The sequence below is a fragment of the Flavobacterium nackdongense genome (genome assembly GCF_004355225.1).
GTDB lineage: Bacteria > Bacteroidota > Bacteroidia > Flavobacteriales > Flavobacteriaceae > Flavobacterium > Flavobacterium nackdongense.
Map to the genome: position 1 here is coordinate 1,729,695 of NZ_CP037933.1, position 14,506 is coordinate 1,744,200.

Annotated in this window: 13 protein-coding genes; 1 reads left to right on the forward strand and 12 read right to left on the reverse strand. The window is 35.4% G+C overall.

Annotated features, from left to right (window positions below; genetic code table 11):
* Positions 1-23: 23 nt before the first annotated feature.
* The 12 genes from E1750_RS07350 to E1750_RS07400 all read right to left on the reverse strand — a co-directional run bounded on the left by E1750_RS07350 (position 24) and on the right by E1750_RS07400 (position 13,771).
* Complete coding sequence (locus E1750_RS07350; RefSeq protein ID WP_133276155.1) at positions 24-671, reverse strand: response regulator; 648 nt, start codon at positions 669-671, stop codon at positions 24-26.
* The gene (locus E1750_RS07355) at positions 668-2,599 is read right to left on the reverse strand and encodes a tetratricopeptide repeat-containing sensor histidine kinase (RefSeq protein WP_133276156.1); all 1,932 of its coding nucleotides are present in this window, start codon (positions 2,597-2,599) and stop codon (positions 668-670) included. Before E1750_RS07355 ends, E1750_RS07350 begins: the two co-directional genes overlap by 4 nt.
* 42 nt (positions 2,600-2,641) lie before the next feature.
* Positions 2,642-2,815 carry a hypothetical protein gene (locus E1750_RS17730; RefSeq protein ID WP_165698016.1) on the reverse strand — a complete coding sequence of 58 codons (174 nt, stop codon included), beginning with the start codon at positions 2,813-2,815 and terminating at the stop codon, positions 2,642-2,644.
* Positions 2,816-2,930: 115 nt separating this feature from the next.
* Positions 2,931-4,433 carry a T9SS type A sorting domain-containing protein gene (locus E1750_RS07360; RefSeq protein ID WP_133276157.1) on the reverse strand — a complete coding sequence of 501 codons (1,503 nt, stop codon included), beginning with the start codon at positions 4,431-4,433 and terminating at the stop codon, positions 2,931-2,933.
* A gap of 48 nt (positions 4,434-4,481) precedes the next feature.
* Positions 4,482-6,254, reverse strand: a complete 1,773-nt coding sequence (locus tag E1750_RS07365; protein WP_133276158.1) for an SBBP repeat-containing protein — start codon at positions 6,252-6,254, stop codon at positions 4,482-4,484.
* Between the two features lie 101 nt (positions 6,255-6,355).
* Positions 6,356-7,540 (reverse strand): T9SS type A sorting domain-containing protein, encoded by a 1,185-nt coding sequence (locus E1750_RS07370; protein WP_133276159.1) that lies wholly within the window; start codon positions 7,538-7,540, stop codon positions 6,356-6,358.
* A 90-nt stretch (positions 7,541-7,630) separates the two neighbouring features.
* Positions 7,631-9,064, reverse strand: a complete 1,434-nt coding sequence (locus tag E1750_RS07375; protein WP_133276160.1) for a PD40 domain-containing protein — start codon at positions 9,062-9,064, stop codon at positions 7,631-7,633.
* A gap of 121 nt (positions 9,065-9,185) precedes the next feature.
* Positions 9,186-11,018: an outer membrane protein assembly factor BamB family protein gene (locus E1750_RS07380; RefSeq protein WP_133276161.1), complete on the reverse strand. Its 1,833-nt coding sequence runs from the start codon at positions 11,016-11,018 to the stop codon at positions 9,186-9,188.
* 27 nt (positions 11,019-11,045) lie between these two features.
* On the reverse strand, positions 11,046-11,378 hold the full coding sequence (locus E1750_RS07385; protein ID WP_133276162.1) for a hypothetical protein: 333 nt from the start codon (positions 11,376-11,378) through the stop codon (positions 11,046-11,048).
* Between the two features lie 35 nt (positions 11,379-11,413).
* Positions 11,414-11,914 carry a hypothetical protein gene (locus tag E1750_RS07390; RefSeq protein ID WP_133276163.1) on the reverse strand — a complete coding sequence of 167 codons (501 nt, stop codon included), beginning with the start codon at positions 11,912-11,914 and terminating at the stop codon, positions 11,414-11,416.
* 84 nt (positions 11,915-11,998) lie between these two features.
* Positions 11,999-12,973, reverse strand: a complete 975-nt coding sequence (locus E1750_RS07395) for a GSCFA domain-containing protein (protein WP_394346301.1) — start codon at positions 12,971-12,973, stop codon at positions 11,999-12,001.
* Between the two features lie 9 nt (positions 12,974-12,982).
* The gene (locus tag E1750_RS07400; protein ID WP_133276164.1) at positions 12,983-13,771 is read right to left on the reverse strand and encodes a hypothetical protein; all 789 of its coding nucleotides are present in this window, start codon (positions 13,769-13,771) and stop codon (positions 12,983-12,985) included.
* 294 nt (positions 13,772-14,065) lie between these two features.
* Here E1750_RS07400 and E1750_RS07405 point away from each other — a divergent pair, with 294 nt between their 5' ends.
* The gene (locus E1750_RS07405) at positions 14,066-14,476 is read left to right on the forward strand and encodes a hypothetical protein (RefSeq protein ID WP_133276165.1); all 411 of its coding nucleotides are present in this window, start codon (positions 14,066-14,068) and stop codon (positions 14,474-14,476) included.
* Positions 14,477-14,506 lie beyond the last annotated feature (30 nt).

Consider the following 14,506-nt stretch of genomic DNA (forward strand, 5'->3'; position numbering starts at 1 on the left):
TATTGAAATAGAATTTAAAAAAGTTAAATCAACTTATTGTCTTTGGCTTTTTGAACCGCTTCGAGTTTGTTGTGAACTTGTAGTTTAGTATAGATGTTTTCTACATGTTTGCGAATGGTTCCTGCTGAAAGAAACAGATTTTCAGCAATGGCATTGTATTTTAATCCTTTGCTCAATTGTTCGAGAACTTCGATTTCACGAGGTGTTAAGTTGTACTGCTCTTGGTCTGAAATGCTTTCGAAAACAATGGGGTTCCTAAACAATTTCAGTGTTTTCATCGCGATGGATGGCGTCATTGTAGCACCTCCGTTCATCGTTTCAATAATCCCTTGATGCAACTCTTTAGGATTAACTTCTTTAAGCAAATAACCGTCGGCACCCGCTTTGATAGCATTGAAAATATTTTCATCATTATCAAAAACGGTGAGCATAATGATTTTGATTTGAGGGTATTTTTGTTTGACCAAACAAGTAGCTTCAATTCCACTCATTTTGGGCATTTCGATATCCATCAATATCAAATCGATAGTGTGGTTTTTTTCTAATTTCTCGATTAAATCAAGACCATTTATGGCAGTAAATTTCAGAGAGAAATCCTCGAAAAAGGATAGTTTTTCTTGAACCGTTTTTATTAAAAATGAATTATCATCTACGATAGCTATCTTTATCATATCTCCTTGTTTTTAAGCACTATTTCTATTTGAGTCCCTTCATTCGAAGAGGAAAGATGGAATTCTCCGCCAATTTCTTCAATACGTTTTTGCATATTGAGCAAGCCGTTCCCTTTTTCGATAGTTTTCACATCAAATCCGAGACCGTTGTCCTGAACCGTTATTTTTATTCGATTTTCAATTGGCTTGACATTGATAGAAATTACACTTGCATGGGCATATTTTATCGAATTGTTGACCGCTTCCTGAATGGTTCTGTAGATATTCATTCCTTGTATAGACGTGAGCTTTTGAGGCTTTAAAATTTCATCAATAGCAAACGAAAAGCTGATTTGGTCTTTGGCCTCTTTGGCTTTTTCGATATAATTATTAATTCTGATTTCTAAGTCTTCGAAGGTGATTTCGTTGCTATTCATTGCCCAAATGGTGTCCCGAAGTTCCAAAATAGTTTCTTTGGCAAAACTGGAAATATTGGATAGTTTGTTGTCTAATTTTTCGTTTGTAATTTCAAAAGCATATTTGATATTATCGACCGATGAAATGATGAAAGTAAGCTGTGCTCCAATATTATCGTGCAAATCTCTGGAAATATTCAAGCGTTGCTCTTGCAATTTGTTTTGGCTTTCTATGAGCGAAATTGCGGATTTGAGTTCAAATTCCTGAGCTTGTTGTGTGTTTTTAAGTTTTTGTTGGCGGTAAATTAAGAAGCCAATTAGTGCGATGAAAAAAGTTAAAAGTGAAAGTCCAATTAGTAATATCTGTTTTTGTTTGGCTTCGGCTTCTTTTTCAAGTAAGAGTTTTTCTTTCTTTTCGGTTTGGTATTTTGTTTCGAGTTCAAAAACAGCTTTTGTTTTCTCCTCTGCAAAGAGGCTGTCTTTACCAGTGTTATATAAAGTTGAATAATAATACGCATCGTTATACTTTCCTATTGAAGCATTAGCCTTAGAAAGATTTTTATAGCCTTCGATAAGTAATAAATGAGCTTGAGATTTTTTTGCAAAATCAATTCCTTTATGCGAAAATGCAATACTTTCTTCAAATTTTTTCTGCTTCGTCAAGCAGTTTGCATATGCAATCGTAGCTTCAGCTATTTCGAAAGAATTATTATACTTTTGGTATAATTGAATTGTTTCAACATAGTATTTGTTTGCCGTTTCATATTGATGCAAACTATCATAGACTACTGCTATATTAAAAATAGGATAACAAACATATCGATCATAGCCCAGTTTTTTATAACCGTTTTTGGCTAATTCAGAATATTTTAAAGATTCTTTATATTTTTTGAAATTTATTAAAATGGAACCTAAATTTCCCGACGAAATTGTTATGCCAATCTCACTCTGAGCTTTTCGATATAAGTTGTAGGCATTTTGATAATAAACTAGTGCTTTCTTGTACTCTTTTTGAGCTTTGTATACAATACCAATATTGGTATTGACCATTGCTTGCTTTCCAAAATTCTTATTTAGTTCATAATAATGCAGGGCTTTAAAATAATTTGTCAAAGCCTGAGGAAACTGAGCTTTTGTGTCGAAAACAATTCCGATATTATTGTAAGAGTCAGCAATTCCTATAAAATCTTTGTTCTTTTGTCGAATTTGCAATGCCTTTTTATGAAAATATAATGCAGAATCAAGTTCGCTTTTGTACTGATGAATATTGCCAATATTGTTATACGATAGCGCAACAAAAGAGTCGTTTTTAATTGCTATGGCTTTGCTTAAAGCTTTATACGAATAATATTCAGCCTTATCTAAATCACTGTTACTATATTCATCTGACAAGTTTGTCAGTGTCTTAAACTGCTTACTACTATTTCCTTTATTAAGAGATTTTTTTAAACTATCAATAATGTGCTCTGACTTTTGAGCATTGGCTGAAAATGAAACTATTAGAAGAATTAATAAGTAGCAATATTTTTTCATAAAATGACTTTTATAGCATAAATATAATAAAATATCTCCAACTTATCTTTTGGCATACAATTCTTCAAATATTTCGCAATTCAAATTAAAAATGGAATTGCTCAAGCTCTCGTTTGAAGATTTAAGTTTAACTCTTAAATCCTCTGAAAGTTGCACTTTTTGATTTTGATTCTCCAAATTGGATTTCATATCCAAAATAATTTCTTCTAGAAGCATTATCCGCCTCTGGAAGTCTAAGTTACTCTTTTTGAAACTTGCCACCAAGCCAAGTATTACAAAACAAAGCGCCCCTACTATTAGTATCAAGATGTAAACCATATTTTCTTTTCAATTAATTCACCATTAGTTTTTTGGTGGTTTTATTTCCTTCTTTTTCTATTTCCAGAAGATAAATTCCCTTGTTTACTGTTTGGTTTGTAGTTGTCGATTTCAACTCGAAATCTTTTATTTTTTGCCCTAAAAGATTATAAATAGTACATTTTGAACCAATTGAATTTTCATCGATTTGAATGTTGAAATTTCCCGTAGAAGGATTTGGATAGATTTCTGCCTTGCCCGCAAAAGACGAATTTGTTGATAATGGGACATCGTTTGTATATCGTACCACTCCGTATTTGGTAAACGGACTACCATAAGTACTTCCCACTACTACGATCTTACTATCGGGCTGTAGTGCAACACTATTTGCAAAACAAGTATTAATATTGACCACAGTTTCCACTTTACCGCTGTTTCCGAAAGTACTTTCGAAAACCCCACTAGTATTCAATTTCCAAACGCCAAATTTTCCATTTGAGGTACCAGCTGTTATGATTTTATTGTCCGATTGTACCAAAACATCACTTATGGTTTCATCTGTGGTTTGAATTACTATCCCATCCAAGTCAAAACTGGTGTCGAAAGTTCCATTTGAATTTAATCTTGCTACAAAAGAGCTAAAAATTGCTCCATTTTGGTACCTTCCTCCTATTACAATTTTAGTGTCGGATGCAATAGCTACAGCGGTTGCATAATTATGATTCGAAGCAAAATCATACTTAAAAAAACCACTAGAACCAAATGAGGCATCCAAACTTCCATCAGGCAAATATCTCGCAACATAGATATCATCATTTGCATTGCTTTGATAGCCAACTGCTACAATTTTTCCATCATTTTGAATGGCAATATCATAGACTGCTTCAGTTTTTGGCGAAATGGTTCTAACGATCCCGTCGGAATCGAAAGTTGTGTCTAAACTTCCATCGGAGTTATATCGTAATAAAGCAAAATCCAAATTAGAATTAACTTTGGTTTGAATACCTACAACAATTTTCCCGTCAGGCTGAATTTTAACCGCTTTTGCAAAATCTTCATTCGATGTTGGAATTTGAGTAAAAACCAAGCCATCTGAATCAAAAGTAGTATCTAACGATCCATTTGCATTATATCGTACCACCGCAATTTGTGAATATCCCAAACTCGCATTGGTAAATGAATTTCCTGCAACCACAATTTTCCCGTCTTGTTGTAATGCTCCTGAAATTGCTTCAAAACCTTCCGTTCCGTAGGATGTTGTCACTTTTCCACTTGTCCCGAAAGAGCTATCAAAAGAGCCACTTGAATTAAGCCGTGCCAATGAAAATGACAAAGCACCACCCGTCAAAGAAGATCTGCCTCCAACAATAATTTTATTGTCCGGTTGCACCAATACAAATTCACCATAATCATTTGGTGTTGCAAAGCCAAAATATTTTTTCCCATCTAAATCAAATGAAGTGTCTAAAACGCCATATTGTGCAAAAGCAAAAATTGGCAAAATCAATAGCCCTAATTGTTGTAATGTTGTCCTCATCTTGTTTTAATTTATTGTTAATAAACGATTTCATGGCATTCACATAACCTACTTCACCATCAGTTTTTTAGTCGTTCTATTACCTTCTTTTTCAATTTCCAGAAGATAAATTCCTTTGTTTAAAGTTTGGTTTGTTGTTGTTGTTGTTGTTGTTGTTTTCAAATCGAATTCCTTTACTTTTTGACCTAAAAGATTATAAATAGTCGCCTTTGCACCAATTGAATTTTCGTCAATTTCGATATTGAAAATACCCGATGATGGATTGGGATAAATGGTGATCTTGCTTTCAATTGGTTTTTTTGATAATCCTAATGCAGTTTGACCCATTTTATGCACAAACATATCGGCTGAACCACCTGTTGGAGTTAAAAGAGCAACTCCTGCATTGGGATCAAAATCTCCAGAATCACTTGTACTGCTGCCAAATGTTCCTGTAGTGTATATATTTCCAGAACCATCCACTACAATTGATTTCCCTATGGTGTCAGCGCCTGCGGTTACACTCGGAACCCCGCCAATTTGTTTTACCCATACAAAACTTCCCGAAGCGTTTAATTTTAAAATGTATGTATCATCACCAAATCGATGCATAATCGATAAATTATAAATTCCTACTCCTACATCAAAATCAGTTGGTGAATCTGAATAAAAGTTTCCGGTCGTGTAAATATTACCAGCCGTGTCAAGAGCTAAAGAAGCTACATCTCTAATAGTTCCTTCAAGCTGTTTTACCCATACATAATTACCGGCTGCATCTAATTTTGAAATAAAACCGTCATCACCATAAGTGGGGCCGCTCAAATTGGCAACTGCTGCACTTGGATTAAAATCAACTGTACCTGAAAACATTCCAGCAGTAAATATGTTGCCTGAAGCATCAACTGCCATTCCTTTTAAAAACTTAGTTCCAGTACCGCTAAATTGTTTTGCCCAAACATAACTACCATTCAAATCTAATTTTAAAATAAACATATCTTCGTTACCACCAAATGACCCTACACTGGTCAAATTAGCCACACCCGCATTGGGATCAAAATCAGTGGTTCCGCCAAAAGTTCCGCCCACATAGACATTCCCTGCGGCATCTGATGTGATTAACCTACCTCTGTTGTAAGCAATGCCGCCCATTGATTTTGCCCAAACAAAATTGCCGTTGGTATCTAGTTTTGAAATAAAAATATTTTCTACCAAAGCAGTCATTGTACTAACTCCAGCATTGGGGTCGAAATCGCAAGTGTCTGAAAAACTTCCTGTTGTAAACACATTCCCAGCTGGATCTACTGTAATAGCATAGCCACTATCTCCAAATATACTTCCCATTAGTTTTGCCCAAACAAAATTACCCGAAGCATCTAATTTCGAAATAAAAATATCATTGTATCCCTTAGAAGTTAAATTACTTACACCAGCACCAGGGTCAAAATCTACTGTGCCATAAAAAAACCCAGTGGTATAAACATTACCAGCAGCGTCAACACCAACAGCCGTAGCATCTTTTAATTCAATACCTGCTAACTGTTTTGCCCAAACAAAATTGCCATTTGAATCAACTTTAGAAATGAAAATATCATTTTGATTATTAGCGGTGTTTGGATTATTGACCGATGTTAAAGTGCTTACACCAGCGCCGGGGTCAAAATCTATACTATTTTTAAATAGTCCTGTTGTGATTACGTTGCCCGATGCGTCAACAACGCTGGCCCGTGGAGTTACAAACCCACCAAATTTCCCCATTTGTCTTACCCAAGTCAAGGAAGGAGTTTGTGCATTTGCAAAATAGCTTAAAAAGCAAACTACGAATAATAGTAATGATTTTTTCATCTTTAAAGTATTTGGAAGTTATAGGTCAAAGAAATGACTTTTGTAAACACAAAAAAATACGACAACTGTCGTATTTTTCAATTAAATGATTTTCTAAAACCCTAGTTTACAAGCAGTTTTTTGGTGGTTTTATTTCCTTCTTTTTCAATTTCCAGAAGATAAATTCCTTGGTTTAAATTTTGATTTGTAGTCATAGATTTCAATTCAAATTCTTTGACTTTTTGACCTAGAAGATTGTAAATAGTGGCTTTTGCTCCTATTAAATTTTCAGTCACTTCGATATTGAAATTACCATAAGATGGGTTGGGGTAGATTTTGAAATTTACATTCTGAACACTTATAACTTGATCTGAAACACTTAAACTTGCTAAACTTTTTTTCCAGAGCTTCGCTTCCTGTATCACATACAAATCAGTTGAACTCTTACAAAGAAATTTGGCTGGACTAGCATTAGTAAATCCCGAAACATCAACCCAACTAACTCCTTGATTAGTAGTTTTATAGACGCCATAATCATTTCCTAAATATACCTCAGTTCCAATGCCTAGAAGGGAATAAACACCAACACTCGGCAGTCCACTTTTAGCAACTGTCCAACTGTCTCCTTTATTCGTTGATATTGTGACATCGTTCGTATTAACAGTTGCTTCAAATAAGCTTATGTTTTGCAAATTATCTTTTATGTAAGCCAAGGAGCCCACTGTATTGTTCGGAATTCCAGTACTTTTACTTATCCAATTTTGATTTACACTATCGTATTTGTAAACCTTTTGATTGACTCCTACAAACAAATCAGTATCAACTATTAATAGAGGTTCTGCAACTAAACCTACAATTCCAGAATTGTGTTGAGCCCAAGAACTTCCATTATCAGACGAAATATAAACTCCTTTATTTGTTGAAGTGGCGAATATCTTATTATTGAAAAAAGCAAAATTCCTAATTATAGTTGTCGAACTAATTCCAGTATTCGACAAAACCCAGTTATCTCCGCCATTTAGCGACTTAAAAACCGTTCCGTTTGTAGAACTCGCGTAAAGAACACCATTGACATAGGCTATATTCCATATTTGCATACTAGTTATTCCATTGTTTATTTGTGTCCAATTGAACCCTCCATCTGTAGAACGATAAATACCATTGCTTAAAGTTCCGAGATAAAGTGTGTCATTCTGAATTGTTAATGAATAAGGTAGCGCCCCAGCTGGATTGTTACATTTTGTCCATTGTGCCTTGGTCACCGTGTTTAAAAACAGCACCAATAGTAAAGTAAATATTCTTCTCATAATAATAGTTTTAAAAATTATAAGTCAAAAATAGGCAGCGAACAAAAACAAAAAAATACGAAAAAATTCGTATTTTTTAAATTTCAAAAATCAGTTTTTCATCAGCTCACTTTTTGGAATCTTGACCCTGCCAATAGCCGATTTTCCTTCTATTATTCTAGTAAAATAAAGCATTTCGGTGGTTTCATCATAAAATGGAGAGCCTTCGAAACCATCGCTGTTTATCTTATTTCCAAGATTGATGGGCTCCGACCATTTTTTCCAACTATCGTCCAATCGGTAAGAAACATAGATGTCATAATTTCCATAACTACTGAAACCGATGCTACTAAAAAACAGCGTTTTGGTATCGGACAACAACTGTGGCATTCCCTCATCGGCGGCTGAATTGATGACTTTACCCATATTTTGAAGCAGCCCATAAGTTCCGTCTTCTTTTTGGTTGGCAAAATACAAATCGGTTCCACCTTGGGTGAAGTCGGTTTCGATTCCCATTATTATGATTTTACCATCGTTGGTGATGGTAATATCGGCGGTTTTTTCATAATTGTTGTAGGCGGCAATTTTCAGTGGTTTCAGACTTTGGAAATTTCCGTTTTTGTTTTCGAAGAATTCAAAACCTGTTTCTGTCGTGTTTTTCGTGTATTCCACGCCACCTTTGAGGATAAAATTATCGCTATAAAATTCCATATAATTATAATCGTCATTCAAACTCAAACTTGGTTCTGCCACGGGAGGTTTTGCCCACTTTCCGTCCGCTTGTTTACGGCTTGAAAAAACAACGTCTTTGCCATTGGCAAAAGCCGAATAGAAAATTTTTTGTCCATCTTGCGAAACCATTACATTGGAAACTTCACTATTTTCGAACTCCAAAGATTCCGGTTTTGGTAAATTGTCGAAAACAGGAATAGTATTGATTTTTACTTCGATAGGAGTATCTGAATCCGAAATACCGATAGCGTCTATTTGTTTCGCGCCTGGCAATAGTGCAAAATTGAATTCGACTTTGACAGCCACAACATTCGACACCGCATTTTGTAGAATGGCATATTCGATTCCTGGATTGAAAACATCAGGAACCTCTTGTACTTTTCTTCTTTTTCGACCAAAATAATACGCGTGATCTGCAGAAGCTGTCGATTTGAAAGTGGGCGTTTTCCAATCCCTTTTTCTGGTCCAAACCGTTTCATAATTTCCCGAACCATTGTCCACCGAAATTTTGGTCACGCAACCCGAATTCAAGTTTTCAAACACAGCGACTTGTTTTACGGTTTGTGGTTTTTCGAAACCCACTTCTATGGTTTCACTTCCATCGAGAGCTCTTTTGGGCATCCAAGCATTGGCCGAAGCACCACCTTGCGGAAAAGCATCGGGTTTGCCTAAAATTCGTTTGATGCTGTTTTGTTTCCCTCCCAGATCGGTTGAAAATTTAATGAGTTTGCTCGCCCATTGAATTTGTTGGGCTTGCGCAGAAGCGAGAATAAAGAACAAAGAATACAGAAGAAAATATATAGATTTTTTCATTTGAATATTTTTAAACCATTAAGAAAATTAAGTTTATCAAGCATCGTGTTTTTGGCAGAATTGAATTAGAAAAGGGCTATGAAAATCAATCCACAACCCTTTTCATTACAACTAAAAACGCTTAATTGTTCACTTTGATTTTTTCTACTTTTCTGCCTTTGAAAGCAAAAATGTATTCTCCATCGGATGTAATATCGATGCCATCACCATATTGAGGACTTCCTCCTTTTCCTTTAGATTGCACCGATCCTTTGGTTTCCCCATTGCTCATATCGATTCCGTAGATGATGTTTTTGCTGTTTCTTTGATCTCTCAAGAAATAATTATCTCCTATGTGATAAAAATAATCCACGCCTTTTATTTTTTCGGTGGCGTATGCTCTTGAGCCGTCTTTCTTGTTGTAAGCCGCCAATCCTTTTTCGGAAAGCACGACCACTTTATCATCAAAATCGATTACATCTGTCGCTTTTCCCACACCCGCATCGTCGTGTTTCACATCGAATAATGATTTTCCTGAAGCAATTTCATAGCAATAAAACTGGTCTCCATCGCCTGCAAAAACGGTTTTATCTTCATATAAAATCAAATCGGTAATTCGTTTGTCGAATTTATCCGAACGCCAAGCCAATTTCCCGTTAGCGTCGTCCAAACAAACCAAGCCGTTTTTCTGCGCTTTGTAATCCCAATAAATATAGGGCACTTGCTGTTTATATGTTCCGCCCATACCATCTGATCTACTTTCCATTCGATACTCTTGAACTTGTACTTTTCCGCCTATTTGTATCAATACTTTGCTTCCTGTTTTGTAAATATTCGGAACACAAAATGCGCCTGCTACTTTCTCGGTAGCCCATAATAATTTACCGGAAGATAAATCGTGTTTTTCGACATATTTTGTTCTGTCGCGGGTTCCCAGCATCACGATATACACTGCATTATCCGTAAATAATGGTTCGGCAATGGTTCGGTAGTATTTTTTTTCTTTGGTATTACTGAACATTCCGCCGCCGCCGCCATCCATATCATTTTCATAAATGGCTTCCCATAGTTTTTGCCCGTTATTGTAATCGTAAACCATTAAACCATTGAGATATAGAAAAACTTTGTTGTCTTTGATCCACATATCCAATATAGCTCTGCGAGTTACCAATTCTTTTTCTACTGTTCCTACGAATGTTGCGTCCCATAATATTTCACCATTGGAAGCATTGATTCTAACCAATTGATTTTTGAATCCAGCAAACAAAGCGCCCAAAGCCGTTGGCTTGAAATTGGCCAAAATAATTTCGTTTTTTTCTTTGTTGTAAATGTATTTTCCAACGCCACCTTTGAATCTATTGGTTTCCCAAATTTTTTCGCCTGTATTGGCTTTTACCAAAATAATGGATCCTTTTTGAGAAATCATAAACGCATCTAATTCCGAGATGTATTTTACAGTTTCCAGTTCTCCTTGATCGGCTCCATCTTCAGCCTTGGTTCCTTTTGGAATCAAGTTTTGATAGGCTTCGGAATTCCATAATTCCTTTCCGGTTTGAATATCCAAACAAGCCACTCTATCGGTACCCATTTTTCGTTCATCAAAAAGGAAAAGATAACCGCCCTTATCAGATCGCCATTGCGTGTATTGGTATTCGGATTTATTGGTACCATTAGTGGTTAGTTTTTTGTAATCTCCGTTCCACATGGCTTTCCCACTTGCGTCTAATACAGAAGCCGAATTATCATCTGTACCAATAACAATTTCTCCGTCGTATCCGCAAACCGCCAACCTTGTCGCTTTATTTTCGAATTCGGATTCCCAAACGGTGGCAAAGCTGCCCGATTTTTTTCCTGCTGCAGAACCACCTCCACTTATTTTTGCTTTAGCTTTATCTAATAATTTTCCAAATTGTGCCGATGAGGGTCCGGCTGCCATCAAACAGATAGCTAACAGAATTGTTGCTAATTTTTTCATTTTTTTTTGCGTTTTTAGTTAGTAATATTAAAAAGTAATGGAATAGCGCACCTTATAGCGCTGTTGTTTTTGAAGTTTGAAATAAAATTTATGGTCTAAAACATAGTCCGACAGAAAGTTGGTAAACATTGGATTCTTGATATCGCTGTCTACTTTGAAAAAAGTAGACACTTTACCGCTTTGAATGACTCCAATATCGGTCACAATTGTACCTTTGACATCCTTGAATTTCTTATCCTTTTGTTTTAAAAAATCTTTGGATTGAAAGAGTTCGTCCATTTCTTTGGTCACCATTTCACCAACCTGTTCTTCATCTGTTAGCAGTTGTTTTTGAGCAAAAACGGAGGTCGTAACTGTCAAACAGATTACAATTACGCATACATATAGCCGCTTCATTATTGAACAGTGATTGTATTGACAACTAAAACACCTTCGGTAATGGTTGCATTTGTTGTAGAGTTATTGCCCACAAAATTGAAAGTGGCTCGAATTTTCTTGCCTGCTACATCCAAAGTAGTCACTTTGATTTCGCCCGAGGTCGAATGGAAGAAATCTGCTGGAAATGCCACTCCACCATTGGCTTCATAGGTTAGCCAAGAAGTAGTCATATTAAAATTTTGTTGGGCAGGATAGGTTCCCGCGACAGCTGGAAAATGGAATTCCAGTACGTCTTTGCCACCCTTGCTTACAAATACGTCTATATATTTACCGCCGGCAACGGAGTTGGTATAATGCGTTGCCGTTGACTCATCGGCTGTAATGAGCGTCCCATTTAATTTGAAGCTGGTTTTATCTGCAGAAGTAGCAGTTGAACTGTCAGTTGAATCATCATTCGTACAAGATACAAATGGTACAACTAAAAAAACAAGTACTGTTTTTAAAATTGAAGTTTTCATAATCAGAAGTTTTATTGGTTAATAATAAAAACAAATCTCTGATTATTAATGAAGTGCGTCAATACGGCAAATTACGTATTTTGACTAAAATCGTAAATGAGGCATTTTTTTCTTCAAAAAAGCAATTTTTTGATTCAAAGAATCCAAGAACTTTTGATGTTGTTCTGAATGCGGATGGAATGGTCTATGCGCTAATCCTTTTTGGATGGTTTCGACTTCATTCATTATCGAATGAGTAGCTTCAGAAATTGTGGTTTGGGCGAATCGTTGCCAGATGTAATCTATTGCCATTGGGCTGGGATGAATCATATCTTCTGCATAAAAACGATAATCGCGCAGTTCGTCCATCATGATTTCGTAGGAAGGAAAGTAGGTTGCAGATTTTAGATTGCAGATTTCAGATTCCAAAATTTGATAAATTGCTGTAATTAAATGCGCTTTACTGATTTGATTTTCGACAAAACCGTCTTTGAGATGCCGAACTGGCGAAACGGTAAAAATAAACTTGGCACTTGGATTGATTTTCCGAATGAAATCGATGGTGTTTTGAATGGATTTTTCAATCGTTGCAACAGTTAAAAGTTCTTTTGAAAATGCTGACTGAGGCACTTTATGACAATTGGCCACAATAGTATTGCTTTCAATATTTCGATACACCCAAGAAGTTCCATAGGTGATTATTATATGCGAAGCTTGAAATAGTTGTGTCAATGAAGTTTTCAAAACAGCATTCAAATTCACGAGAAATTCGTCTTTATTCGGATTACTGCAATCAGAATGCAGCTCGTAACAATGCCAAAGTTCGTTATGAAAAAAAATGTCTTCCTCTGTAAAAAAATTTTGATTCAGGATGCGATACATCATTTTTTCGATAGAAACGGGATTAAAAATAATCCCAAAAGGATTGCACGTATTTTCGAACTTGAAATAGTCGAACTTATCTGCCATATTCACAGCAAAACAGGAACCAATTGACACAATCTTGGAATGGTAATCAATTTTGAAATCGCTTTGTGGAATGGAAATTTTAGTTCGGAATTGCATTGAATCTTTTTTCAAAGATAAAAATTAATTGTAGAATAATTGTGACTTTAAATGTTTCGCGTTGGCTTGGCCAAAGAACCCTTTTTCTGAAACAATTTCAGTGGGATATCCATCGGAATTGTATTGAATTTTACTGTCCCATCTTTTTATGGAAGATACAATCTGATTGTCATCTAAATACTTTTCAGTAGTACTTTGAGTGCTTAGGATGCAATTATTGAGCGAAATGGAGTTGGAAAAATCTAATAATTTATCGAAACCCAAAATGTTTCGCAAGGCATTTTTTTGATTATCGAAAGCACAATTTACAGTCGTTGTTAGGAGCATTTTTTTCTGTTTGTCCTCTACTGTTTTTTCTATTTTGACTAGATTTTCATTCTGAAAAACCAAAGTTCCATAATAATCCCGCACTGCCAAATTAGTAGCGTCTTTACTCCATTTTTCATAAGAGATTGTTCCGTCTTTATTCGATTTGTAAATGATTTCGTAATGAGCAGACGAAGTGATTTTGCTTAAAACACCGTTCACATATGTATAATCGAGGGTGTTTTTTTGAGATGATATTTTATTGGTTTCAATAATTTTTGTAATAAAATTTTCGGAATACTGAAACTCTAAAAAAGTATCTGCCATATCGATACTTACAATTTTATTCGCATTATAACGGAGGCTGGTTGTCGTCGAAGAGCCATCTAGGGAAATCTCAACGATGCTTTTTAGCATTGGCACTTGTTCTACAGTTTCGGTGGAACAAGAACAAAGCGTGTTAAAAACCAAGACTAAAATTAAAATATAGGGTAAAGCTGCTTTCATAAAAGTTGAATACGGATTCTCTTCAAAAAATCAGCTTGCTGATTTGGTTCGCAAATCAACTTCAAAAAAATAAGGACAGCAATTTTTGCCGATACAAACCCATTTTTTCGGATAAACTACGAACTAAAAACATGATTTTTCATTTTTGACGCAAGATTTCTGATTCGTACTGTCCAACATCTTAAAAAGGAATTAAAAATTATTTTTTTGAAAATAGCCTCCAATTATTTTTTTATATTTGTCCAACATTGTACTAAAATAGTACTATTAATTAACCCAAAAATCAAACACAAAATGAAAAATTTATTTGCAACATTATTTGCATTCTGCATTTCTTTTACTGCAGTTCAAGCTCAAGAAAAAACTGCGGACAAAGCTCCACAAGAAAAAACAATGTCTAAGGAAGAAAAAGAAGCTGCTAAAGCTAAAAAAGAAGCCGATTTGCAAGAGGCATTCAAAGTCGCTGGTCTTACGGCTGAAGAACAGCAACTTGTTCGTAAAAGTGCTGCGGCGCGCTCTGCATTTTCTAGAAAATTAAAAGAAGATACTTCATTGTCCGATGAAGAGAGAAAAGCTAAGGATAGAGAGTTTGTCATCTCTGAAAATGACAATTTAAAAGAAAAATTAGGTGACGAAAAGTTCAAAGCTTTCAAAGGAGCTCAAAAAGCTCAGAAAGCTCAAAAAGAAGCTGCTCAGCCTAAATAAGGCTCCGATTTTAACTAAAAAAAGGGTTTG